Source organism: Pseudomonas sp. MEJ086 (assembly GCF_030209025.1).
In the GTDB taxonomy this organism is placed as follows: Bacteria; Pseudomonadota; Gammaproteobacteria; order Pseudomonadales; family Pseudomonadaceae; genus Aquipseudomonas; species Aquipseudomonas fulva_A.
On the sequence record NZ_JARVSV010000020.1, the window covers coordinates 92,530 to 117,993 of the forward strand.

At 61.2% G+C, this 25,464-nt stretch carries 20 protein-coding genes; 13 read left to right on the forward strand and 7 right to left on the reverse strand.

All coding sequences use genetic code 11. The annotated features are described in order from the left end of the window. The first annotated feature begins 42 nt into the window (after positions 1-42). From QRN22_RS13030 to QRN22_RS13080, 11 genes are all read left to right on the forward strand, one after another. The gene (locus QRN22_RS13030) at positions 43-1,389 is read left to right on the forward strand and encodes a UDP-glucose dehydrogenase family protein (RefSeq protein ID WP_042556836.1); all 1,347 of its coding nucleotides are present in this window, start codon (positions 43-45) and stop codon (positions 1,387-1,389) included. Positions 1,390-1,459: 70 nt separating this feature from the next. Further along, positions 1,460-2,773 (forward strand): lipopolysaccharide biosynthesis protein, encoded by a 1,314-nt coding sequence (locus tag QRN22_RS13035; protein WP_231570256.1) that lies wholly within the window; start codon positions 1,460-1,462, stop codon positions 2,771-2,773. Positions 2,774-2,803: 30 nt separating this feature from the next. Further along, entirely contained in the window at positions 2,804-3,958 is a 1,155-nt protein-coding gene (locus tag QRN22_RS13040) for a glycosyl transferase family 2 (RefSeq protein ID WP_042556837.1), read from the forward strand. A 60-nt stretch (positions 3,959-4,018) separates the two neighbouring features. Then, the gene (gmd, locus tag QRN22_RS13045) at positions 4,019-5,143 is read left to right on the forward strand and encodes a GDP-mannose 4,6-dehydratase (protein WP_042556838.1); all 1,125 of its coding nucleotides are present in this window, start codon (positions 4,019-4,021) and stop codon (positions 5,141-5,143) included. A 2-nt stretch (positions 5,144-5,145) separates the two neighbouring features. Further along, positions 5,146-6,123: a GDP-L-fucose synthase gene (gene fcl, locus QRN22_RS13050; protein ID WP_042556839.1), complete on the forward strand. Its 978-nt coding sequence runs from the start codon at positions 5,146-5,148 to the stop codon at positions 6,121-6,123. Beyond that, a complete protein-coding gene (locus QRN22_RS13055; RefSeq protein ID WP_042556840.1) occupies positions 6,123-6,584 on the forward strand; it encodes a GDP-mannose mannosyl hydrolase in 462 nt (153 codons plus the stop codon). Before fcl ends, QRN22_RS13055 begins: the two co-directional genes overlap by 1 nt. Before the next feature lie 69 nt (positions 6,585-6,653). Beyond that, positions 6,654-7,937: a hypothetical protein gene (locus QRN22_RS13060; protein ID WP_042556841.1), complete on the forward strand. Its 1,284-nt coding sequence runs from the start codon at positions 6,654-6,656 to the stop codon at positions 7,935-7,937. Beyond that, positions 7,900-8,664: a glycosyltransferase gene (locus tag QRN22_RS13065; RefSeq protein WP_042556842.1), complete on the forward strand. Its 765-nt coding sequence runs from the start codon at positions 7,900-7,902 to the stop codon at positions 8,662-8,664. The genes QRN22_RS13060 and QRN22_RS13065 overlap by 38 nt, the downstream gene beginning before the upstream one ends. Positions 8,665-8,726: 62 nt before the next feature. After that, positions 8,727-9,479, forward strand: coding sequence for a WecB/TagA/CpsF family glycosyltransferase (locus QRN22_RS13070; protein ID WP_042556854.1), 753 nt, complete (start codon positions 8,727-8,729; stop codon positions 9,477-9,479). Next, complete coding sequence (locus tag QRN22_RS13075; protein WP_042556843.1) at positions 9,476-10,906, forward strand: mannose-1-phosphate guanylyltransferase/mannose-6-phosphate isomerase; 1,431 nt, start codon at positions 9,476-9,478, stop codon at positions 10,904-10,906. Before QRN22_RS13070 ends, QRN22_RS13075 begins: the two co-directional genes overlap by 4 nt. A gap of 303 nt (positions 10,907-11,209) precedes the next feature. Further along, positions 11,210-12,007: a WecB/TagA/CpsF family glycosyltransferase gene (locus QRN22_RS13080; RefSeq protein ID WP_042556844.1), complete on the forward strand. Its 798-nt coding sequence runs from the start codon at positions 11,210-11,212 to the stop codon at positions 12,005-12,007. A gap of 125 nt (positions 12,008-12,132) precedes the next feature. Here QRN22_RS13080 and QRN22_RS13085 read toward each other — a convergent pair whose 3' ends face one another. The 7 genes from QRN22_RS13085 to QRN22_RS13115 all read right to left on the reverse strand — a co-directional run bounded on the left by QRN22_RS13085 (position 12,133) and on the right by QRN22_RS13115 (position 21,167). Then, positions 12,133-13,326, reverse strand: a complete 1,194-nt coding sequence (locus tag QRN22_RS13085; RefSeq protein ID WP_042556845.1) for a polysaccharide pyruvyl transferase family protein — start codon at positions 13,324-13,326, stop codon at positions 12,133-12,135. A 1-nt stretch (position 13,327) separates the two neighbouring features. Beyond that, complete coding sequence (locus tag QRN22_RS13090) at positions 13,328-14,644, reverse strand: flippase (RefSeq protein ID WP_042556846.1); 1,317 nt, start codon at positions 14,642-14,644, stop codon at positions 13,328-13,330. Continuing rightward, on the reverse strand, positions 14,641-15,747 hold the full coding sequence (locus QRN22_RS13095; protein ID WP_052493882.1) for a nitroreductase family protein: 1,107 nt from the start codon (positions 15,745-15,747) through the stop codon (positions 14,641-14,643). Before QRN22_RS13095 ends, QRN22_RS13090 begins: the two co-directional genes overlap by 4 nt. 498 nt (positions 15,748-16,245) lie before the next feature. Continuing rightward, on the reverse strand, positions 16,246-17,748 hold the full coding sequence (locus tag QRN22_RS13100; protein WP_052493883.1) for an ATP-binding protein: 1,503 nt from the start codon (positions 17,746-17,748) through the stop codon (positions 16,246-16,248). A gap of 329 nt (positions 17,749-18,077) precedes the next feature. Beyond that, positions 18,078-18,440, reverse strand: coding sequence for a response regulator (locus tag QRN22_RS13105; RefSeq protein WP_042556847.1), 363 nt, complete (start codon positions 18,438-18,440; stop codon positions 18,078-18,080). 15 nt (positions 18,441-18,455) lie between these two features. Next, positions 18,456-19,898 carry an ATPase domain-containing protein gene (locus QRN22_RS13110; RefSeq protein WP_042556848.1) on the reverse strand — a complete coding sequence of 481 codons (1,443 nt, stop codon included), beginning with the start codon at positions 19,896-19,898 and terminating at the stop codon, positions 18,456-18,458. A 108-nt stretch (positions 19,899-20,006) separates the two neighbouring features. Beyond that, positions 20,007-21,167, reverse strand: a complete 1,161-nt coding sequence (locus QRN22_RS13115) for a two-component system sensor histidine kinase NtrB (RefSeq protein ID WP_042556849.1) — start codon at positions 21,165-21,167, stop codon at positions 20,007-20,009. A 152-nt stretch (positions 21,168-21,319) separates the two neighbouring features. On the opposite strand from QRN22_RS13115, the gene QRN22_RS13120 reads away from it, so the two are divergent. Further along, positions 21,320-22,960 carry a VRR-NUC domain-containing protein gene (locus QRN22_RS13120; protein WP_042556850.1) on the forward strand — a complete coding sequence of 547 codons (1,641 nt, stop codon included), beginning with the start codon at positions 21,320-21,322 and terminating at the stop codon, positions 22,958-22,960. Next, positions 22,957-25,326 (forward strand): ATP-dependent DNA helicase, encoded by a 2,370-nt coding sequence (locus QRN22_RS13125; RefSeq protein WP_042556851.1) that lies wholly within the window; start codon positions 22,957-22,959, stop codon positions 25,324-25,326. Before QRN22_RS13120 ends, QRN22_RS13125 begins: the two co-directional genes overlap by 4 nt. Positions 25,327-25,464 lie beyond the last annotated feature (138 nt).

Consider the following 25,464-nt stretch of genomic DNA (forward strand, 5'->3'; position numbering starts at 1 on the left):
GCGTCACGTAACGATTAACGCTCACTCAAGGAATTTTTATCCATGAATATCACTGTCGTTGGAACCGGCTACGTCGGCCTCGTCACCGGCGCCTGTATCGCCGAGATGGGCAACACGGTTGTCTGCGTGGATGTCGATCCGAAGAAGATCGAAAACCTCAAGCGCGGTGTGCTGCCGATCTACGAGCCGGGTCTGGAGACCGTCGTGGAAGAGAACTTCGAGGCCGGTCGCCTGCAGTTCACCACTGCCCTGCCGGAAGCGATGGAGCAGTCGGACATCATCTTCATCGCCGTCGGCACGCCGCCCGGTGAAGACGGTTCCGCCGACCTGCGATACGTGGTGGAGGTGGCCCGCCAGATCGGCAGCCTGATGACTCGCCACACCACCGTGATCAACAAATCCACGGTGCCGGTTGGCACCGCCGACCTGGTTCGCGCCGAGATCCTCGAACAGCTGGAACTGCGCGGCAAGGACATCAGTTTCGACGTGGTCTCCAACCCGGAATTCCTCAAGGAAGGTGCCGCAGTCGACGACTTCATGCACCCGGATCGGATCATCATCGGTACCGACAGCGAGCGTGCTCGCAAGGCCATGAGCGAGCTCTACGCCCCGTTCATCCGCAACAACCCGCGCATCAAGTTCATGGGCGTGCGGGACGCGGAAATGACCAAGTACGCGGCCAACGCCATGCTGGCCACCAAGATCTCGTTCATGAACGAAATCGCCGGCCTCTGCGACCGCCTCGACGTGGACATCGAGAACGTGCGCCTGGGCATCGGCTCGGACCAGCGTATCGGCTACCACTTCATCTACGCCGGCTGTGGCTACGGCGGTTCGTGCTTCCCGAAAGACGTCAAGGCGCTGATCAGCATCGCGCACCAGAACGATTTCGAACCCAAGGTGCTGCAAGCCGTGGAGGCACGCAACGAGCAGCAGAAGCAGTCGCTGTTCAACAAGCTGGCCGCGCATTTCGAGGGTGACATCAAGGGCCGCACCTTCGCTGTCTGGGGGCTGGCGTTCAAGCCGGGTACCGACGACATGCGCGAAGCGCCGAGCGTGGTGCTGATCAACAGCCTGATCAACGCCGGTGCCAAGGTCAAGGCATTCGACCCGATCGCCCGTGAAACCGCCGCGCGCGAGTTCCCCGAGCACTGGTTCAGCGAAGGTCGTCTGCAGATCGTCGACGGCCAGTACGAAGCCGCCATCGATGCCGATGCGCTGGTACTGGTCACCGAGTGGAAGCCATTCCGCCGTCCTGACTTCAAGGCCCTCAAGAAGCTCCTCAAACAGCCGGTGATCATCGACGGTCGCAACCAGTACGACCTCGACCAGGTAGATCGCGAAGGCTTCGACTACTACGGCATCGGCCGCAAGCAAGTGAACGGCTGAGACCCTCCTGACAATGGACGTCATCGAACCTGAAGTCACAGCCCCCGCCGCCCTCTGGACCCGCTTGAGCGTGTCCGGCAGAGCGGCGCTGCGCAGCCCCGTGCTGCGCAATATCGCGACCGTCGCGTCTGGCACAGCCGGCGCGCAGGTCATCACCCTGGCCCTGATGCCGGTCATCACCCGGATCTACGGCCCGGAAACCTACGGGATACTCGGGGTATTCATGAGCCTGGCGTTCATGCTCATCCCCGTCGCTGCCCTCACCTATCCAGTCGCCATCGTGCTGCCCAAGCGCGATGCCGATGCCCGCGGCCTGATTCGATTGTCCCTGCTGATCGCCTGCGCCTTCGCAGCGCTCGCGGCTGCCGTCATCGCCCTGTTCGGCGAAAGACTGGCCGACCTGGCAGGCGTCACGCAGATCGCACCTTTTCTGATGCTGCTGCCGCTCGTGCTGCTGGCCGGTGCTGCGCTCGAAGTCACCCAGCAATGGCTGATTCGCCAGCAGCGCTATCGCCTCACCGCTGGCGTGGCCGTGCAGCAGGCCATCGCCCATAACGGTCTACGCATCGCTGTCGGCCTGCTGCATGCGAGTCCTGCGGCACTGCTGCTGAGCACCGCTGTCGGCCCGCTGCTGCATACCCTGATGCTCAACTGGGGGCTGCGCCGCAACCCTGGTGCAGTCGCCCAGAGCGAGGCTCCCGCGGTGCAACTGAGCACTCGCGAGCTGGCCTTGCAATACCATGATTTTCCGCTGTTTCGCGCACCGCAGATGCTCATCAACGCGGTGTCGCAGAACCTGCCGACACTGGTCCTCGCGGTGTTCTTCGGCCCGGTGGCAGCCGGCTTCTTCGCCCTCTGCAAACAGGCGCTGAACGTGCCAACGCAACTGGTCGGCAAGTCGGTGGCGGATGTCTATTACCCGCGCATCAGCACGGCAGTACAGGATCACCAGCCGATCGCCGGCATGCTCGCCAAGGCGACGGCGGCATTGGCGCTGGTAGGCCTGCTGCCCTTCGCCCTAGTGTTCTGTTTCGGCCCCCAATTGTTCGCCCTGGTATTCGGTGAGCAGTGGGCGGTGGCGGGTGAATATGCACGCTGGCTGGCCTTGGCCGAGTACATGATTTTCGTCAGCCGCCCCTGCACGGTCGCCGTCCCGGCACTCGCCCTGCAAGGCCGTTTCCTGATTTTCGAGGTGCTCAGCACCGTACTGCGCATCGCGGCCCTGATGGCAGGCGCCCTGTTTCTGGAACAGGCCGAACAGACCGTCATGGCCTTTACCGCGGCCAGCATCCTGATCTACCTGAGCCTGATCGCCAGCGTGCTGCTCGCCGCACGCCACTGGTACGGCAAGGCTGATCGGCAGACGCGCCGCGATCGCCCCTAAACACTTTCATCAGAGACTGGCTTCGATCCTATGACCGCACAATTGCCCACTATCGTCGTCATCGGCTACAACCGGCCGAAGAGCCTCAGTCGCCTGCTCGGCTCACTGATCAAGGCTCGCTATCCGCAAGGCGATGTTCGCCTGGTGATCAGCCTGGACAACTCCGGCAACCCGCAGCCACGTCAGGTCGCCGAAGCCTTCGACTGGCCGCACGGCGAGAAACGCATCATCGCCCATCCCGAGCGCCTCGGCCTACGCCAGCACGTGCTGAGCTGCGGCGACCTGACCGAACAGTACGGCGACGTGATCATTCTCGAAGACGATCTGTTCGTCTCGCCGTTCTTCTACGAGTACACCTCGCGGGCGCTGCAGGCCTATGCCGACGATGCCGGCGTGGCCGGTATCAGCCTGTACAGCGTGCAGTTCAACCAGACCGCCAACCTGCCCTTCACGCCGATCGACGACGGCGACTCTGACGTGCATTTCATTCAGATGGCCGCGTCCTGGGGGCAGGCCTGGTCACGTCGCCACTGGCAGAGCTTCCGCCAGTGGCTGGAAAGCCACGGCACCGACATCAGTCATATCGACGGCATCCCGGCGGATATCCGCGGCTGGCCCGAGTCCTCGTGGCTCAAGCTGTTCACCGCGTACATCATTTCCCGGGATCTGTATTTCGTGTACCCGTTCCGTTCGCTGAGCACCAACTTCGGCGATCCGGGTCAGCATTTCAACATCGCCTCGTCGCGCTTCCAGGTGCCGATCCAGCAACAGCCGATCGACTACCAGTTCGCAAAACGCGAAGAAAGCGTGTCGGTCTACGACGCCTTCTGCGAACTGCTGCCGGCCTGCGTAAAACGCCAGAACCCGGTGCTCGAGCCCTACGATTTCACGGTCAACCTGTATGGCTGCAAGACCTGCAAAAAGGGCCTGCAACTGACCCGTACCGAAGCCCGTGGGTTACACAATTTCAGCCTTTCCATGAAGCCCATGGAACTGAGCATCCTGCATAACATCGAAGGTGAGGGCCTAGCCCTGATCGACTCGGCCGACATAGACGGCGCCAGCCTGTCGCGGCCCAAAACGGAGTACGACATCTACCGTTTCTTTTACAAGTTTCCGTCGGTACGGATCATTCTTTTTGGCGTTATGGAACGCCTCCAGTTGCTGCTCAAGCGTACGTCCTAACGGACCGCGTTCAGCAACCGAACACAGACCCTCTATCAATTGAACATCGCAGGTATCGCAATGGAACAGAAAAAAGCGCTCATCACTGGTATCACGGGTCAAGACGGCTCCTACCTGGCCGAGTTCCTGCTCGAGAAGGGTTACCAGGTGCATGGCATCAAGCGTCGTGCCTCGTCGTTCAACACCCAGCGCGTGGACCACATCTACCAGGATCCGCACGTCGACAACCAGAACTTCATCCTGCACTACGGCGACCTCAACGACTCGTCCAACCTGACCCGCATCATTCAGGAAGTGCAGCCTGACGAGGTCTACAACCTCGGCGCGCAATCCCACGTCGCGGTGAGCTTCGAAGCACCGGAATACACCGCCGACGTCGACGCCATGGGTACCCTGCGCATCCTCGAAGCCATCCGCCTGCTGGGCCTGGAAAAGAAGACCCGTTTCTATCAGGCCTCGACCTCCGAGCTCTACGGCCTGGTGCAGGAAACCCCGCAGAAGGAAACCACTCCCTTCTACCCGCGTTCGCCCTACGCGGTCGCCAAGCTGTACGCCTACTGGATCACCGTCAACTACCGCGAAGCCTATGGCATGTACGCGTGCAACGGCATCCTCTTCAACCACGAGTCGCCACGTCGCGGCGAGACCTTCGTGACCCGCAAGATCACCCGCGGCATGGCCAACATCGCCCAGGGTCTCGAGCCTTGCCTGTACATGGGCAACATCGACTCGCTGCGTGACTGGGGCCATGCCAAGGACTACGTCCGCATGCAGTGGATGATGCTGCAACAGGATCAGCCAGACGACTTCGTGATCGCCACCGGCGTGCAGTACTCGGTACGTGAATTCATCACCTGGTCCGCTGCCGAGCTGGGCGTGCACCTGCGCTTCGAAGGCACGGGCGTGGACGAGCAAGGCATCGTCGAGCGCATCGAAGGCAACAACGCGCCGGCCCTGAAGGTTGGCGATGTAGTGGTACGCATCGACCCGCGCTACTTCCGCCCTGCCGAAGTGGAAACCCTGCTGGGCGACCCTACCAAGGCCAAGACCAAGCTGGGCTGGACGCCGGAAATCACCGTTCAGGAAATGTGCGCCGAGATGGTTCGTGAGGACCTCAAGGTCGCCAAGCGCCACGCGCTGCTGCGTGAGCACGGCCACGATCTGCCGGTATCCGTGGAGAACTGAGGATGACAGCGACTTCTCTCGATCAGCGCATTTTCGTCGCCGGCCATCGCGGGATGGTCGGTTCGGCGATCGTGCGTCACTTGCAGAGCCTGGGGCACCAGAACATCATCACGGCGCCCCGTGAAAGCGTGGACCTGGTCGACGCCGCCAGCGTGCAGCGCTTCTTCGCCGACCAGCGCATCGACCAGGTTTACCTGGCCGCTGCCAAGGTCGGCGGCATCCACGCCAACAACCAGTACCCGGCCGACTTCATCTATCAGAACCTGATGATCGAAGCCAACGTCATCAACGCCGCGCACAATGCCGGCGTGAACCGCCTGCTGTCGCTCGGCAGCTCGTGCATCTACCCCAAGCATGCCGAGCAGCCGATGCGTGAAGAAGCGCTGCTGACGGGCGTACTGGAGCCGACCAACGAGCCCTACGCGATCGCCAAGATCGCCGGGATCAAGCTGTGCGAAAGCTACAACCGCCAGCACGGTCGCGACTACCGCAGCGTGATGCCGACCAACCTGTACGGCCCTCACGACAACTACCACCCGGAAAACAGTCACGTCATCCCTGCCCTGCTGCGCCGCTTCCACGAAGCGACCCTGCGTGGCGACGATGAGGTGGTGATCTGGGGCAGCGGCACGCCGATGCGCGAGTTCCTGCATGTCGACGACATGGCGGCCGCCAGCGTGCACGTGATGAATCTGGATGACGCCACCTACCAGGCGCACACCCAGCCGATGCTCTCGCACATCAACGTCGGCACCGGGCAGGACTGCACCATCCGCGAGTTGGCCGAAACCATCGCTCGGGTCACCGAGTTCCAGGGTCGCCTGACGTTCGACAGCAGCAAGCCCGACGGTACGCCACGCAAGCTGATGGACGTATCGCGCCTGGCCAAGCTCGGCTGGACGGCGAGCATCGATCTGGAAACCGGCCTGCGTGACGCCTACCGCTGGTTCGTCGAACACATCGACGATGTGCGCAGTTGATGTTTCTGCCGACCGAGACCTTCAAGACCGTGGTCGCCAGCACACCGCTGGTGTCCATCGATCTGCTGGTTCGCAATGCAGAGGGCGAGCTGCTGCTGGGCGAGCGTCTCAACCGCCCCGCCCAGGGCAGCTGGTTCGCTCCAGGTGGGCGCATTCTCAAGAATGAAACCCTGGATGCCGCTTTCGAACGCCTGACCCGGGAAGAACTGGGCCAGGCATTCGAGCGCGACCAGGGCAGGCTGCTCGGCGTCTACGAGCACTTTTACGACGACAGCGTGTTTGGCGAAACACCGGATACCCACTACGTGGTGATCGCCTACGCACTGGAGCTTGGCGCTCGGCAGAGCCTGCAACCGCCAAGCGTGCAACACGGTCGCTACCGCTGGTGGCCGATCGAGCAGATGCGCGATGAACCGCGCATCCACCGCAATACGCGGGACTACCTGCAGGCGTTGTACTAGACCTCTCGCAAGCCACTCAACGCGGCGTCGGCTTGCGAGCCACGACAATTTCGATATGGGAACGCGAGCTTGTTCAAGCAATTCCTGGCATACCGCAACCTGCTGCTGATCCTGTTTGTCCTGAACTCGGCCTGTTTCTTTCTGACCGACGACAAGAAGGCCGGCATCCCCTACCTGCGCGAGCTTTATCTGCTCGGCGTAGTAGGTAGCGCTGCGGCCCTGTTCCTGGTGTGGAAGCGCGTTTACCAGTCCAAGACCAGCCTGTGGATCATCTTCATGGGCCTGGTGCTGCCGGTCACCTCGGCGATCATGGCGGAACTCAACTTCGATCAGCCGTTCATCTATGGCCTGCTCGAAGAACGTCGCAGCTTCGCTTATCTGGTGTTCTTCCCGGCCCTGTTCCTGCTGATCAAGACCGCTCCGACGCAAAAGCACCTGGAGACCTTCTTTCTCTATTCGGGCCTGGCGTGCGCCTTCGTCGGCTACTGCTACTACTTCGGGATCATCCCGGAAAACGCCGGCGTGTCGTTCACCGTGGATGCCAAGGACGCCGGCGAAGTGCTGCTGCGCCCGAACCGCTTCCGTATCGGTTCGAGCTACGTGACCATCTGCGCCTTCATGCTCATGTACAGCATGAAAGAGCGTATCTCGCTGCTCAAGGTAGTCACCCTGCTGTTCTTCGCCTCGTACCTGTGGCTGGTGCTGCAGACCCGTCAGACCATGATCATCTGGTGCCTGGCTGGCCTGTGGATCTTCCGTGACCGCATCGACTCGCTGATCAAGCTCGGTCTGCTGGCGGCCACCATCCTGGTCGCGTCGTACTTCATCTTTCCGGAGTTCTACTACGAGCAGTTCGCCAAGTTCGAAGCCCTGCTCGACGAGGCCACCACCGGCCCCGGCGTGCGCGATACCACCACGGCGATCATCATCGGCGCGGTCGCCGACAACTGGTACATCGGCATGGGCTCGCTGTCACTGCAATGGAAAGGCGGCTTCGGAGCACTCTACAACCCGCATTTCTACCTGTCGGACGTGGGCATCTTCGGCGTGTACTACCGCTACGGATTCCTGACTCCGCTGATCGCCTTGATCTTCTACGCCGGTTACCTGCGCATCATGAAACGCTGCCCGCAAAAGGGCCCGCTGCTCAATGCCTTCCAGCTGGTGTTCTGGTTCCAGATGCTCAACATGTTCCTGTCCAACTCGCTGATGTACGGCGGTGATGTGCTGGGCATCGGCGCCGCCTGTTTCCTGTACTTCTCCCGCGCCTACGCGACGGAGAAATCCCCGACTCGAGAGCTCAGAGGCACACGCCATGACAAACTTCAGTATCGTGACCATCAACTGGAATAATCTGGAAGGCCTCAAACAGACCTACCAGAGTGTGGCTGCCCAGACCTATCGGAATTTCCGCTGGATCGTCGTCGACGGTGCCTCCAACGACGGTGGCGCCGAATGGCTGGCGACCATCGACGAGCCCTACGCCGAGATCACTTCGGAGCGCGACAAGGGCCTCTACGACGCCATGAACAAGGGCCTGATCAAGGGCTCGGCCACCGAGGGCTACACCCTGTTCCTGAACAGCGGTGATTCGTTCTACGACGAGAACGTGTTGCAGAAGGTTGCCGATGCGATCGAGCAGGCACCCAGCAAGCCGCGTTACGTCTATGGCGACTACTACCTGCAGAACGCCGAAGGCCGCCTCACGCCACAGAACGCCAAGAAGATCGAGCACCTGGTACTGGGCATGCCGTCCAGCCACCAGGCGATGTATTTCGAGAATGAAAGGCTGCGCAACGTGCGCTTCCGTGAGGATTTCAAGCTCTCGGCGGACTACTGCATGATCGTCGAATTCCTGCAGGGCCAGGACCACAAGCGCGACGTGCTGAAGATCGCCTCGCCGCTGTGCATCTTCGACACCACCGGTGTTTCCACCAGCCGTCGCTTCGATGCATTGAAAGAAGATATGCGCATCCGTCGGGAGGTCATGAAACTATCGCCGCTGCACAGTATCTCTTTGTATGTCCTGCACTACGTTCACACTCATAGCAAGTTGTTGAAAGCGGCACTGGGCAAATGAATCACGAGCAACGACAACCGTTGCCCATCCGCAATTCGCGCAAGTGGCGCAAAGAGGTGTTGATGAAAGCCTTTGACATCGAGTTCTACGCTGGCTCCAAGGATCGCCTGGTCGAGGACTTGGTCGAGCACAGCACCGACAGGTACAGCTACGTCGTGACACCCAACGTGAATCACATCGTGCAGCTGGAAACCGACCACGACCTCAAACGCTCTTACGCGGTGGCCCGCCACCGCATCTGCGACAGCCGTGTATTGCTGCCCCTGCTGCGCATGCTCAGAGTTCCCGTGGAAGATGCCATTCCCGGCAGCACGCTCACCGAAGAGCTGATCGACATCGCCGAGCAGCGCGCCTGGAACGTCACCGTGATCGGTTGCGAGGATGAAGACATCCAGCATCTGCGAGCACGCTACCCACACATCACCTTTCACCATCACAACCCACCGATGGGTTTCATCAACAGCGAAGAAGCGATCCAGGCGTGCCTGTCCTTCGTCATCGAACACCCATCCAATCTGGTGGTGCTCTCGGTGGGCTGCCCGCGCCAGGAAATCCTCGCGCAGAAAATCTTCGAAACCGATCAGGCTGTCGGCATCGGTCTGTGCGTGGGTGCCTCGATCAACTTCCTGTCCGGAAGAATTCGTCGCGCTCCGCTGTGGATGCAACGCTACTCGCTGGAGTGGCTGCACCGCGCTTTCACCGAACCTCGTCGACTGGTAGGGCGCTACGCGCACGACGCGTTCCGCATCCTGCCGATCCTGCTCAGGGAATTCAAACTTAGGCAATCACTCTTCATGGGAGGAGCTCCACGATGATTCCTGTCATTCTTTCTGGTGGTAACGGCTCGCGCCTCTGGCCGCTTTCGCGCCAACTCAACCCCAAGCAGTTCCTGCCCATCGCCGACGATTCGTTGTCCATGCTGCAGGCGACCATTCGCCGTCTGGAAGGCTTGCAGGTCAGCCAGCCATGCCTGATCTGCAACGAGGAACATCGCTTCCTCGCCGCCGAACAGCTGCGCGCTCTGGGCATCGAGAACGCCAGCATCCTGCTCGAGCCGGTCGGTCGCAACACCGCGCCAGCGGTCGCCCTGGCGGCTATCAAGGCGCTGGAAAAGGAGCACGACCCGGTACTGCTGGTGCTGGCTGCCGACCATCTGATCAAGGATGTCAGCGCCTTCCACCGCGCCGTCGAAACCGCCCTGCCCTTCGCCCAGGCCGGCAAGCTGGTGACCTTCGGCATCGTGCCGACCCATGCGGAAACCGGCTACGGCTACGTGCAAAAGGGTGCATCGGCCGGTGAAGGTGGCTTCACCGTACAGAGCTTCGTGGAGAAGCCGGACAGCGAGACCGCCGAGCGCTACCTGGCTTCCGGCGAGCACTTCTGGAACAGCGGGATGTTCATGTTCCGTGCCAGCCGTTACCTGGAAGAGCTGCAGCGCTGGCAGCCGGAAATCCTCGACGCCTGCCGCCGTGCTACCGCGCAGAGCGAGCAGGACATGCACTTCGTGCGTATCGGCAAGGAGGCATTCGCCGCCTGCCCGGAAGACTCCATCGACTACGCCGTGATGGAACGAACCGAAGACGCGGTGATGGTGCCACTGGATGCCGGCTGGAGCGATATCGGCTCCTGGTCAGCGCTGTGGGACGTCAGCGACAAGGACGAACAGGGCAACGTGCACAAGGGCGACGTGCTCAGCCACGATAGCCACAACAACTACGTGCATGCCGACTATCGCCTGGTCACTACCGTGGGCGTCGAGAACCTGATCATCGTCGAAACCAAGGACACGATCATGGTCGCCCACAAGGACAAGGCCCAGGAGGTCAAACGTATCGTCGAGCAGCTCAAGCGCGACGAGCGTGGCGAGCATCTCAACAATCGTGAAGTGTACCGCCCGTGGGGCATGTACGACTCCATCGATCACGGTGCGCGCTATCAGGTCAAACGCATCACCGTGAAACCGGGCGCCAAGCTGTCGGTGCAGATGCACCACCACCGTGCCGAGCACTGGATCGTGGTCAGCGGCACCGCGCAGGTGACCAATGGTGACGAGACCTATATGGTCACCGAGAACCAGTCGACCTACATTCCCATCGGCCAGATTCACGCCCTGGAAAACCCGGGCATGATTCCGCTGGAGCTGATCGAGGTGCAGTCGGGGACCTACCTCGGCGAGGACGACATCATCCGCTTCTCCGACAACTACGGTCGGGTGAAGGAACTCAAGGTTTCTGCAGCCTGATGGGCTTCCAGCGCCGCGCCGTTGCGGGCGGCGCTGGCTCATCGAAGATAGCAAGTTGTTGAAAAAGGTAAGCGCTGCAGCGACAACGCCGGTAGTTCTTTTCAGCCGCATGCAAGGGCCCGAGTCGAGCCCAGCAGGAGGTGTGATTCGCGACCTTTGGGATCACCAATCACGACTAACAGGGCGACGGATAGCTCCTTCATTTCGCTGAGAAAATGGATATTTACAAGAATAAGCAAAGCGCGAAGCCCACTTGAACAGATACCGGATAACTCCATCACTTTCCGACAACGAGGCTCGCCTGTGAAAACTTCACAACTGAAACTGCACGATCCTTTGATCCATAAACTGAAGTTGTTGGAAGAAGACGACGTGACTCCACTGCTCGACGAACTGAGCACGCCGAAGAAGCCAACGATCCTCGGCTTCCTCAATCAGCACGGCTACAACATCGTCCAGAACGATACGGAAGCACGCCGTCACTTCCTCAAGGTCAATTACCTGCTGCGCGACGGCATCGGTGTAAAACTGGCCTGCTCGCTCAATGGCCTGGCGCCAGGTGCCAACCTCAACGGCACCGATTTCATTCCCAGCCTGATCCGTCACCTGCTCGAAAGCGAACACAGCGACAGCTACCAGCTGTTCGCCATGGGCACCAGCGAGCCCTGGGTCAACCTGGGTGCCAGCGCGCTATTCGGCGATCGTACGTTTCACGCGATCGACGGCTTCCAGCCGACCGAGCGCTACCTCGAATTCGTGCGTGAGCACCTGCAACCGGAAAAGATCCCCTTGATCGTCATGGGCATGGGCATGCCTCGCCAGGAAGAAGTCGCTGTGAGCCTGCAGCGTGACCTCGGCCGCCCTGCTCTGATGATCTGCGGTGGCGCGATTCTCGACTTCGCGGCGCAGCGCTTCAGTCGTGCGCCGGCGGTAGTTCGCAAGTTCGGTATGGAGTGGGCGTATCGCCTGCTGATGGAGCCGCGTCGCCTGTTCAGCCGTTACATCATCGGTATCCCGCGGTTCTTCTACTACATCATGCGTAACGGTATAGACCGCAAGGTAGCGGTTACCGAGCAAGGCGCCTACGACCGCAAGTCCTGACGCCCTCGCGTTAGAACGGAAAACGCCCCGACTGAGTGATCAGCCGGGGCGTTTTTCGTTGCAGCGCATCAACGTTCGGGGCTTAGGGTGCGGCCCGACGCAGAGCGGGCCGGCCCTTATCGATCCTAGCGCCCCGTGGCCACCGCCAGCGGTTTCTCGCTGCGCACGCCATGGCTCTGCGCGATCAAGGCGAACACCTCATCCCACATGGCCTGAGTGCGGGTCTTGAGTTCTGCGGAATGCGCGTGCAGACGAGTGGAGAGCGCCTGCATCTGAGCCGGATCAGTGAGGTAATCGAGGGCACTGGAAAGCTCCTCGTCGCTCAGGTTGATGTTCAGCACGCCTTCGGCAAACCCGTAGTCGGCGAACAGCATCTGGTACTTGTGGCTCCACCCCGTGGCCAGCGATGGCACACCTTGCGACAGCGAACTGACCAAACCGTGGAAACGGCTACCCAAGGTGCCGCGACAGGCGCCGAGAATGCCCTTGATCGCCAGCGGATCGGTCTCGCGCAGGATCGGCAGCCCACCCACGGCCTGCGACACCTGCTCGGCGACCCGGGCATCGCCCTCGCCTTCGTGAATCAGCAGGAACGGCTTGGCGCCGCGCTCGACCAGCATCTTGGTCGCGCGCTGCAGGAACGGCACATAGCCCTTGGCGACGCTGTCACCGGTCTTGTCGAGCATGCGGCAGTTGGGCACCACACAGACCTGATGAACGTCAGGATCGAAATAGGACGGTAGCGTGCCACTGATCAGATTGGTGAAATCGGGTGCTATCTTGATGTTGTCACGCTCGCCAACGACCTCGGTGAGGTAGTCGTAGGACACCTGTTCGCGGGCGAAAACCAGATCGCAGTTGTCGAGGAACGCCCTGACCGCATCCTTGCTCTTCTGATCGCGGAACGGGCCGAATGCCTGCGGCAGCAGAATCACCTTGCTGCCGTTCTTCTTCCAGCGCTTGCTGGAACGCGCCAGCTCTTCGGAAAGGTCCGGGCCCCACTGATCGCTGTAGGCGAAGCCAGCGGCATCGAGCACCACGTTCACTTCCTTGTCGAGCACCACACCGTACTGCTCGCGAATACCGGCCGGCACCAGTGCCGCCAGGTCGCCGAAGGGGATGCCGGCGCGCCACAGCCAGGCTTTCTGATACAGGCCCAGGGATGCACGGTTGACGTAGGGATAAGGGCTCTTGGCACGGCCAGGCTCCATCACCACCTTGGCGCTGGGAAGGTTCTTCTGTACCTGCTGCAGGGCAGCGTGCAGCATCAGTGCAGCCCCCTTGTTGACGAAACCGGCTTTGCGAATCTCGACGTACATATCACGTTCTCCTGAATTCACGAATCAACTGGGGCACGCTAATGAACACGTGCAGGAAAATACTCTTGGTCATCATGATGAACAGCGGCCGTGTCTTGCGTGACAGCAGCAGGCTCACGTAACCGGCGATGGAATAGGAAATCAGCGTCGCCCAGGCCGAGCCGACGACACCATGGCTCTGGATGAGGAAGTAATTGAGCACGATGTTGCTCACGGCTCCCAGGCCCTGGGTGACCAGGGAAAAGATGAAGGCCTCTTCGATGATGATCCACTTGCTGAACAGCGCGCGCATGAACACGAAGGTCGCCGCGAAGATATGGATAGCCAGCACCGGACCGGCATCGGCGTACTGCTCGCCATAGAGCGTCAGGATGATCCAGTCGGAGAGAAAGAACACCACGACCGCCAGGCCGAACGCCATGAAGAACAACACATCCAGCGACACCTGCATGAAACGGTTGTAGCCCGCCGTATCGGTCTTGCTGAGGTCGATCATCTTCGGGAAGACCGACGCCATGAGGATGGTCGGAATCAGGTACCAGGCTTCCGACAGCCGCGAAGCCGCCGAATACACACCCACCGAGTACTCGCCGAGCATGTACTGCAGCATGATCTGATCGACCTTGAGGTAGATCACCGCCGACAGCGAACCGAGGAAGATCAGCAGGCTTTTCTTGAGCAGGGTCTTGCCCAGGGTCCAGGAAAAGTCGAAGCGGAACTCGCGCTTGAGCATCACCGCATAGCAGACCAGGATCGCCGAGGTGACCATCACCACCACCACGTGGGCCAGGGCGATATACACCAAACCGGCACCGGCGATGGCCAGGATCATCTTCAGGCCGTTGCCACCGAGCTGCCCGACGAAGCCGGCCACTGCTGCATACTTGGCCTGAACCCGCGCCTGGAACCAGTCGATGAGCATCTCGAACGGCGTGAAGAACAGCGCCAGAGCGGTGAACAGCAGCACCAGGAAATTCTGGTCGTTGCCGATCAGGTAGGTGCCCATCATGATCGCGAAGGCGATCACCGAGCAGCCCACCTTGATCACGAATACCGTCGAGAGAATCTGGTCTTCGTTATCCGGGTTGCTGCGCAGTTCCTTGACCACCAGGCCGGTCAACCCCAGGTGCACCACGATGCTGAGCAGCCCCAGCAGCGCGAGTGCGTAATTGAGGTAACCGAAATCTTCGGGCCCCAGGTAACGGGCCAGTACCACGGTGGTCGCCAGGCCGATGGCCAGCATCAAGAACTTCTCGGCCAGCATCCAGCCAGAGTTGAGGAGGTACTTCATGCCCTCCTGGACACGCGTGGCACTCATCGGCTGGACGTCTCCAGGTGCCCGTAGCTGCGGGCTTCATCCAGCGACAGCTTCTGCGAGTACGGCACCAGACCGGTGTCCGCCGCATAGCCCAGAGAGATGAACATGACGATGCGCTCGTCCGGGTCGAGCTTGAGCAGCTTGGCCGCCGCTTGCTCGCGCTCGGGAATGTCCGGCCAGTTGATCGAACAGGACGACACGCCCTGCGTCTCCAGCGCGAACATGAAGGACATCGCGGCCAGCGCGCCGTCGATGTAGATCACATGGCGATCACGCACGTGCGGGTAGGCACGCAGACGCCCCACCACGGCAACGATGGCCGGGAAGTTGTGATCGAAACCGGCAACGCCCATCGGCAGACGCGACGCCTGCGCCACGGAAGCGGCGTCATCGAAGATCAGGAAGCGGTACGGCTGACGGTTACAGGCACTCGGCGACTGCACGGCGACTTCCACGGCCTTGTCGATCACCTCGCGCGGAACCGGACGATCCTGATACCAGCGAACCGAGCGGCGCTTCATCGACAGTTTACGCATGGCGGTGTAATCGACGCTCGGCGTGCTCACGTCAGCGGCGAAAGGTACCCGCTCGGTATCGGGATTGCGCAAGCTGCCTGGCGAGCTGACCGGGCGCTCGAGGCGAGCGAATTTCTCGCGGGCCCTGTTGATCACCGGGTGTTCGCCGGTCACGGTGAAGTACTCGGCGAGCACATCGTGAGCCCAGCTGACTTCGTCGCGATCCACGTTGCCGTTGAGCGAGGCGATGTAGCTGTCCACGGTGTCGCCGATGTAGTCCAGGGCGAACACTTCGCGCCGGGGCTGCATGATCAGGCCCTTCTCAATACGGTGCACGGCACGGCGCAGGAAGTAGTTGACCGGCTCGGCACCGGATAGATTTTCCTCGTGCTGCAGGTGCCCGACCACCACGGCATACGCTTCACGATCGAACGCCGACGAGAAGAACGAATAGTGGAAGCGCCGCAGTGTGGCCGACCGTGACAGCGCACGGATCCAGCCCATGGACAGTTTCTTCTGCAACCCTTTCAGGTTATCGATGCTGTCGCGGGGCAATACCTTCTTGAGGGATTCCTTCAACATTTTCATAGGCTGTGATTACCGTTCAATGGTTAATATCTCCCCCACAATCGCCATAGTGGTACGGCGACATTGAATTGATAGACGCAGGCAGTTATCAGCCCAACCGCAAGCGCCTGCACGCCACCAGAAGCCGATCATGGCTGGCGCATACAGCAAGCATCCCTACCCTGACGCAATCACCGGATCCCCTCTGCCCGCTCACCGGGAGCACGCAGGGAAAATGGCATTGGTACTGCAAACGGATCGACGTCCAGACCAGCACTTCAAGAGGCTGGAGGTGGCGATATGGGCTACCGCCTTTTCGTTGTCAGGGTTTAGGACTACGGAGCAACGCTTTGATTCCGCGCGGCGATGCTTTCCTGGGAAAAAGTTGCCGAGAGGCCGCCAAGCCTGGCAACAGAGCGGTCGAGACGGAGCCTGACAACCGGAAAGTGATGGGCGACAGGCGGCTTCGCCAAGGCAAAGCCGCCATCAACCTTTACGGCTGAAAGCACTGCACCGAGCCTAGCGCCTACCTGGCAAAAGGTCGTGCAGGGTTTCACTCAACTCACGTATGGAGAAGGGCTTGCCGATGGTTCTTACGCCCTGCCCCAGAATGGCCGATTCGGCATTCACCTCAGCGAAGATCAACAACACCGGCAAATCTGGCCGATAGCCGCGAGCGATATCCGCCAGCTCCGAGCCGGTCATCCCTGCGAGGCTTGCGTCCGAGACCAACAGATCGAATGAGGCACCCGCGCTCAGCAGGTCGATGGCGGCCTGCGGCTCGGTGGCGTTGACGACTTCATGACCCATCTCGCCAAGCACTTCGCAAACCAGCAGACGCACCGCGGAGTCACTCTCGACCAGCAAAACCCGATGACCCGCTTTGCGCACAGGCGCCACCACCGCCTGGTGGTCGACCGCCTCACAAGCAGGCAGAAACAGGCGCACCGTGGTACCAACACCTGGCTCACTGTGGATGGTCGCCTGGCCGCCGCTCTGCCGTGCGAAACCGTGCACCATGGAAAGACCGAGACCGCTGCCCTGGCCAACGGACTTGGTGGTGAAGAACGGATCGAAAACCTTCTCAAGCGTATCGCTGCTCATGCCGGAACCGGTATCCGCAAGCGCGATGACCAGATAGCGCCCTGGCGAAAGGTCAGGCAGCGCCGCCCTATCTCCCTCGGCCAGATCGACCAGTGAAGTATGCAACCTCAACTGCCCGCCACCGGGCATGGCGTCACGGGCGTTGACGGCAAGGTCGAGAATGGCATTTTCCAGCTGCCGGGCATCGGCCAGGACGCGAGCATCGGCGTGCTGATAGTCGCCCTGCAGCGAGATGCCGTCACTGACCGTACGCCGGATGAGTGACTCCAGCGAATCGATCAATGAACTCACCGCCACCGGTCGGGCATCCAGAGGCTGGCGAAGAGAAAAGGTCAGCAATCTCTGAGTCAGGGCGCTCGCTCGGTCCGCGGAAACGCTGGCAGCCTCGATGAAACGTTCGATCCCTTCCAGACGACCGCTCACCACGCGGCGCTTCATGATGTCGAGCGCGCCGATGATACCGGTGAGCATGTTATTGAAATCATGGGCGATGCCACCGGTCAACGAGCCGACAGCGTCCATCTTCTGACTTTGCAGCAGGGCCAGTTCACCCGCGCTGCGATCGCCGACCAGAAGCGCGCCACGCGCACGCTCGGTCAAAACGGACAGGCAACTGCAAAGCGAACGCGAGGTGAATGGGCGCTCCAGCAATACGGCACCATAACCATCGACCGCTGTTGGCTGCTGCGCAGGGTTGGCCGCTGCCAGTAAGATGACGGGAGTGGACGACTGGAGGATTTGCTCTAACGCATGCCCCTGATCGTGGACCGCCTCTTCGGCGATCAATACGGCGCTGATATCGCTGGCCAGGGATTCGCTCAGCCTCCCCAGACCAGGGCAGACCTCGAAGGTGAAGCCCAGAGGTGCGAGCAGTGGCAGCAACAGATCCGATTCATCACTGCAGATCAATATGCGCATGGGGACCATCCGCGGGCAACCAACGTGTGTCGCCGAGAGAAAACTTTTGCAGGTTCCATTCGCGCAAATCCACACGAGCCCACGCCGCGATCGGCGTTATCCAGCAGCGGCAGGAAAACGGCCAGACCGGCGCTCGGCTCCCGGGCGCCATTGGCAACCCGTACTACAACCTCATCCATGGATAACCGCTCTCGACGCAATGGACTGCCGCAGGCTCGACTCGAGAGCCACGGCGCATAACAGCCTTCGACACCGGTGCACGAGCCATGTTCCAGAAAGAGGGGCGTTATAAAAGCGAGGTGGTCAGCGCAACTGGGGGGCGGTATTGATCAGCTCGGGCCGATCAGTTCCTTGACCTTGGCGATGACCTGATTGATATCGAAGGGCTTGTCGAACACCGCAGCGAAGAGTTCCGGGCTGGCCCGTCCGACACTGCCCTGGGCGCCGCTCATGAGAATGATCGGCAGGTCGCCGGATGCGGGCCGCGCCCGAATTGCACGGGCGAATTCGAGGCCATCCATGATTGGCATCATGAAATCGGTAATGACCAGTTCGGGGCGTTCGCGGTCGAGCACCTCCAACCCCTTGCGACCGTTGCTCGCCTTCACCACCATGTAGCCTTCGTCTTCCATGGCATAGCCGAGAATATCCGCAATCAGGTATTCATCGTCGACTATCAGGATGGTTGTCATAGTCAATAGGCTCGATCAGGCGTCTTGCGCCGGCACGGCGTTCCCCGACAAGGCGCCTGCCGCATTCTTGAATGCCTTGCTGAGTTCAATACCATGATCGCTGATGACCACTTCCAGGAGGGAGGAATCGTAATAGCTATCCCTCATCTTAAGTATGGAAAGCAGGCGCTTTAGTTCAGCCTCCTTTTCCACGAAACGCATGAGAACCAGATTGTCGACGATGCTCGACAGCTCCGGGGCCGGCGCATTGATCTCGGCAGCGAACAGATCGCGCATTTCCCATGTGGCGAAAACCGTGACGCCCATCGCGCGCAGTTGGCTCATCAGCGCGCTGAAGAACTCGACAAGACGCGCGCTGCTGGTAGCTACACGCGCCATACCGCCGAGGCTGTCGATATGCAGCCGCTTGATGCCTTTGTCTCTGACGGCGTTGATCACCCGCGCGCCAAGGCCGTCGAGCAATCCTTCGGTGGTTGGCTGCCACATGATATGCAGCGCACCGGACTCTTCCATGGCGCGCAGATCGATGCCCAGTGCCGCCGCTTTGAGGCGCAGCCGCTGTGGCGTCTCGTAGAAGCCGAAATGCAGGCCTGGGGCCTCGACAGTGGACTGAGCGAGGAAATTCATGCCCAGAGTGGTCTTGCCGACGCCGGCGGGGCCCATGATCAAGGTGACCGAGGATTCCGACAGGCCTCCACCGATCAGGCTGTCCAGGCTTGGAATGCCACTGGAAATCCGCGCCAACGTCGCGCTGTCGTCCTGACTCGGCTTGCTGTACAGGCTCTCCAGGCGCGGGTGGATCACCAGGCCATCGTCGGTGATCTCGCACTCGTGCAGCCCAGACAGCGCACCGCTGCCTCGGGTCTTGCGCAAGTGAATGCGGCGTACCGAGCGTGCCCCGAACAGCTCTTCGCCCAGTTCGATCACGCCATCGACCATGGTGTGCTCCGGGCTACCGTCATCAAGGCGAGAACTGGTCAGAAACAGCACGGTGCAACCGGCGAAAGCCGCGTGCCCCTGCAACTCGGAAATGAATTTCTTGGTGTCGATCTGATTTTCCGCCTTGGAGCGGGCATTGAGCAGACCATCGACGATCAACAGCGTCGCTTTCTGGCGACTGATTTCACGACGCAACAGCTTGACGACCTCGTCCAGCCCCTCGTTCTCCAGCGTATCGAACGCACTGACGAACTGGATTTCCGCACCGACCTTGGTTGGGTCGAAGAAGGTCATCGTGGAGAGGAACTGAAAGAGCCTTTCATGGGATTCGGCCAGCAGAGTGGCCACCAGCACGCGGCCACCATCACGCACATGATTGAACGCGATCTGGTTGGCGAGAATGGTCTTGCCCGAACCTGGGCGCCCCTGAACGATATAGGATGCCCCGGCTACCAGTCCGCCCTTGAGCAGCGCGTCCAGTCCATCGATCCCACTTTGAAGGCGTTGTAGCTGTTCCAAGTTCTGGCCTGCCTCAATCGAAGTTACGCAACGGTAACCTAGGCTTTAATGTGCTCTTCCCAGGCGTTAACGCACTGATAGAAAAGGCGATTCGCAATACTAGCATGTTCACGCACGTTCATCTGTCGCTTGCTCGATGGCTGCCGGCAAGTAAAGCGTTACCCTTGCCCCCTGCCCCAGCGTGCTTTCCACATGTACACCGCCACCCGCCTGACGGGCAAAACCGTAGACCTGACTAAGCCCCAGTCCAGTTCCCTTGCCAACGTCCTTGGTGGTGAAAAAAGGTTCGAACAGCCGTGAACGGATCGCCGGGTCGATGCCTACGCCCTCGTCGATCACTGAAATCGACACGAACGCCCCGTGCAAATCGTCCAGCTCCCCTGAAAGCACACGATTCTGTGCCTGCAGCCTGATAACGCCTGTCGCGGACATGGCGTCGCGTGCATTGAGAATCAGATTGAGCAGCGCCATCTCCAACTGGCTGGGGTCCAGCTCGACCTGATGTAATCCTGGCGCGAACTGCATTTCCAGGCTCATCGTCTTCGGCAATGCCTGACTGACGAAGGTGTGTGCCGTGTCGAGTAACTCATCGAGATCGACGAGACGGCTGGGCATCTGCTCGCAACGGGCGAAGGTCAACAGGTTGCGGGTCATCTGCGCGCCACGCTCGCCTGCATCCTGAATGCTCGCCAGCAGGCTGGCCAGTCGTTCCGGACTAGCGGCACGGCTAGCCAGCTTGGCAGCACTGAGAATGATGGTCAGCAGATTGTTGAAATCGTGCGCCATACCGCCACTCAGCTGGCCCAGAGCCTCCAGCTTCTGCGCCTGGAAGAGCTGTGCGCGCAGACCGTCGTAGCGCAAATCCGCCTCGTGGCGCTCAGTGATGTCTCGGGTAATCTTGGCCAGCCCGATGATTTCACCGCGCTCATCGCGAATCGCATCGATGGCCACCAGGGCCCAGAAGCGCGTGCCGTCCTTGCGAACTCGCCAGCCTTCATCCTGGGAGCGCCCATCCTGAAGTGCCCTTTCCATGAGCAGCCTGGGCTTGCCCGCCTGCCGGTCCTCTTCGGTATAGAACAGGGACAGATGCTGGCCGACGGCCTCTGCGGCATCGTAGCCCTTGATGCGAGCAGCACCAGCATTCCAGGAGACGATGCGGCCATGCGTATCGAGCATGAAGATCGCGTAATCGACCACTGCCTGAACCAGCATCTCGTAGTGACGCTCGGTCAAGGTGCTTGCGGAGAGAGGGGCTAACTGGCTGTTCATGATGCAGCGTTCACAGCGGCGATGGACGTGCAGTGTAGTCCGCCAGCGGTGGCAAGGGACAGCATGTTGTGCGACCCCGTTCATCTCCTGCGGATTGTCAAACGAGAAGCGGCCTGATATCTGTATATAAAACCAGTATCCAGCTTTAGCTCATGTCAGCGTCGAACGATCCACGTTTCTATTATCTGCACAACTTCCACAAGGCGCTGACCTGGATTGGTGAACGCCATGCCGACCTGCTGAGCGCGAACGAACGTGAGTTCCTGCTCGGCTTCGGTGCGCTCGACGAATCGGCACAGGCCCTGCTGGTGCGCATGATCATGCGCAAAGGCGTGCATTTTCGTGCCAGCAAGCTGAACTATCAGGAGATTGGCTGCTGCCGCCAGGCCGCCACACCGCTGATCGCCAATGGCTGGATAATCGATAATGCCGCGCTGCAGCTGGACCAATTGCTGGCGTTGCTGCGCAAGGACGAAATCGTTATCTGTTTCGCCGGCAACCTCAGTGATCGACGTGCCCGCAAAGAGCACCTGCTGGAACAGCTCAGTGAGCACTTCGATGAGGCACGGGCTTTCGATGCCTGGTGCCCGACTCTCGACGATGCCCTTTACAGCCTGACCATCGATGACCTGAGCGAGCGCCTGCGGTTGATGTTCTTCGGCAACCTGCGTCAGGAATGGTCGGAGTTCGTGCTCGCCGATCTGGGTATATTTCGCTACGAAAGCGTCGATTTTCCGCCCGACTCGCGAGCACTGCGCTGTCGCGAGGATGTCGACGACTACCTCCACCTGCAGCGCTGCCGGGAGGCGTTCGAAGCCGGTGACGCCACGGCGGACCTGCTCGAACGTGTAGACACCCGCCGCTACGACAACCCTTATATCGCCGAGCGGCGTGCCAAGTTGCTGTTTCGCATCGGTCAGCATCTGGAACGTTGTGCCGAGTTCGAACTGGCGTTGCAGGTATACGCCAGCAGCCGTTACGGCGCCGCGCGGCAGCGACAGATTCGCGTACTGGAACGCACCCTGCGTTACAGCGAAGCCTTCGAACTGGCAGGCCAGGCCATCGCAGCGCCCAACAGCGATGGCGAACTGCAACTAGCCGAGCGAGCCCTGGTGCGCCTGACCCGGCAATTGGGCATGCCTGCGCAGAAACGCGCCAAGGCGCCAGCACCGCCACGCCTGGATCTGCAACTGCCCAGGCTGCCGTCGCTGGCGGTGGAGCAGCTCGTGCAACTGCACCTGCAGCGCAGCGAGGCCCCCGTGCATTACGTCGAGAACACGCTGATCTGCAGCCTGTTCGGCCTGCTCTGCTGGCCCGCGGTATTCGCCGCCGTACCTGGCGCCTTCTTCCATCCGTTCCAGCACGGCCCGGCCGACCTGCTCACCGCCGACTTCTACCCACGCCGGCGAGAACTGTTCGCCGCGTGCCTGGAGCAACTCGACGATGACCGTTACCGCCACAGCATTCGTCGCACCTACCGCGACAAGTTCGGCATTCAGTCACCTTTCGTGCACTGGGGCGTGCTCAGCGAAGCATTGCTGGACCAGGCCCTCGACTGCCTGCCGGCAGCCCATTTGCGCGCCTGGTTTCGGCGCCTGCTCGGCGATATCCAGGCCAATCGCGCCGGTATGCCCGACCTGATCCAGTTCTGGCCCGAGGAAAAACGCTACCGCATGATCGAGGTGAAAGGCCCGGGTGATCGGCTTCAGGACAACCAGCGCCGCTGGCTGGCGTTCTGTGCCGAGCACGGCATGCCGGTGGACGTCTGCTACGTGCAGTGGGCCGACGCATGAGCTACCGCGTGGCGGTGCGCGCGCTCTGCGAGTTCACCGCCAAATGTGGCGACCTCGACCTGCGTTTCACGCCCTCACCCACTGCCCAGGAGGGCGTGGCCGGCCACGCCACGGTAGTCAGCCGACGTGGCGAGCACTACGAAGCGGAAGTCCCGCTGGCAGGTGAATTCCGCTCCCTGCAGGTACGCGGCCGGGCCGACGGGTTCGATCCGCACAGCAACCTGCTCGAAGAAATAAAGACCCACCGTGGCGACATCAGCCGCATTCCCGACAATCACCGCCAACTGCACTGGGCGCAGGCGCGGGTATACGGCTGGCTGCTCTGCCAGAGCCGTGATTTGGCGAAAATCGATCTCGCGGTGGTGTACTTCAACGTCCTCACGCAGAAGGAAAGCGTGTTCCGCGAAACCCGCACGGCTGACGAGCTGCAGGCGTTCTTCGCGCAACTGTGCAGCCGCTTCATCACCTGGGCCGAGCAGGAACAGGCTCATCGCCAGCTACGCGACAGCGCGCTGGCCGAACTGCGCTTCCCCCATGCCGAGTTTCGCCTGGGCCAGCGGCAACTGGCCGAAGCCGTTTACCGGGCGGCCCGCGATGGCCATTGCCTGATGGCCCAGGCCACTACCGGAATCGGCAAGACGCTCGGCACGCTGTTCCCGCAGCTGAAGGCATTCGCGGAAAACGGCCTGGACCGGCTGTTCTTTCTCACCGCGAAAACGCCGGGTCGCCAGCTGGCACTGCACGCGCTACACATCCTGCGCGGCGAGACCCTGCCACTACGCGTACTCGAACATGTCGCCAGGGACAAGGCCTGCGAGCACCCCGACAAAGCCTGTCACGGCGAATCCTGCCCGCTGGCCCGTGGTTTCTACGACCGCCTGCCCGCCGCGCGCCAGGCCGCGGTCGAGTGCACCTGGCTGGATCAGGCCGCAGTGCGCGACATCGCCCTCCAGCATCAGGTCTGCCCCTATTACCTGAGCCAGGAGCTGACCCGCTGGGCCGACGTGGTGGTATGCGACTACAACTATTATTTCGACCTCAGTGCCCTGCTCTACAGCCTGACCCTGATCAACGAGTGGCGCGTGACGCTACTGGTCGACGAAGCCCACAACCTGATCGAACGGGCCCGGCGTATGTACAGCGCCGAGCTCGATCAGGGGCGCTTCGAAGCCATGCGCAGCAACGCGCCCAAGGGCCTGAGTGCCGTACTGACACGCATCAGCCGCCACTGGAAGCAGTTGCACAAGGAACTGTCCGAGGACTACCAGACCTATCCGCAACCACCGGACCTGCTGCTTCTTTCCCTGCAGAAGGCGGTCAGCGCGCTTACCGATCACCTGACCGACCAACCCACCGGCAATGATGGCGAACTGCTGCAGTTCTACCTCGACGCCATGGCCTTCTGCCGCCTGGCGGAAGCCTTCGGCCCCCACTCGCTGTTCGACATCAGTCGCAAGGCGGATCCTCGCGGGCGCAGCCATTCGGTGCTGTGCCTGCGCAATATCGTGCCGGCGCCCTTTCTCGCCCCGCGCTTCGAGAACAGCCACAGCACCACGCTGTTTTCCGCCACCCTGAGCCCGGCCGGCTACTACGCGGATCTGCTCGGCCTCCCGGAAGCGACACCCTGGCTGGATGTCGAGTCGCCGTTCCAGGCCGCGCAGTTGCAGGTCCAGGCGGTGAGCAACCTGTCGACCCGCTATCAGCACCGCGAGCGGTCATTGGCACCCATCGTCGCCCTGATGGCGCGGCAGTTCGCCGAACGCCCAGGCAATTATCTGGCCTTCTTCAGCAGCTATGCCTACCTGCAGCAAGTACTGGAACTGTTCGACCACGAGCACCCGCAGATCACCCGCTGGGTACAGGCCCGGCAGATGGACGAAACCGAACGCCAGCAGTTTCTCGAGCGCTTCCGGCCGGGTGGCCAGGGGATCGGCTTCGCGGTGCTGGGCGGGGTTTTCGGCGAAGGCATCGACCTGCCCGGGGACCGTTTGATCGGCGCCTTCATCGCCACTCTGGGGCTGCCGCAGATCAACCCGATCAACGAACAGATCAAGCAGCGCATGGCCGAGATGTTCGGCAGTGGCTACGACTACACCTACCTGTTTCCCGGCCTGCAGAAAGTGGTACAGGCCGCTGGCCGGGTCATCCGCACCCCACAGGACAGTGGTGTTGTGCATTTGATGGACGACCGCTTCACCCTGCCCGAAGTACGTGCCCTGCTACCAGGCTGGTGGCAGGTGCAACGCAGCCGTGTACCTCAGGTCCTGGGTGCGCAGGTCAGCCGTCAGTTGCAGGGGCGCAGCGCTCCCGCAGCACTGCCAGCGCCGCCGCCACCACAGCAAGGCCTGTTCGACCTGCCGAGCTGAGCGCCTCGCCATGGGCGGCAGCGGCTTGCCGTGAGCGGCAAGGGAATGCCCAGGGCACCCCGACGTGAAAAATAATTCCTTTGACAATCAATCGACTGGCAGTAACCGAGCGGCTGGCACAGGCCTTGCTGAAGTGAT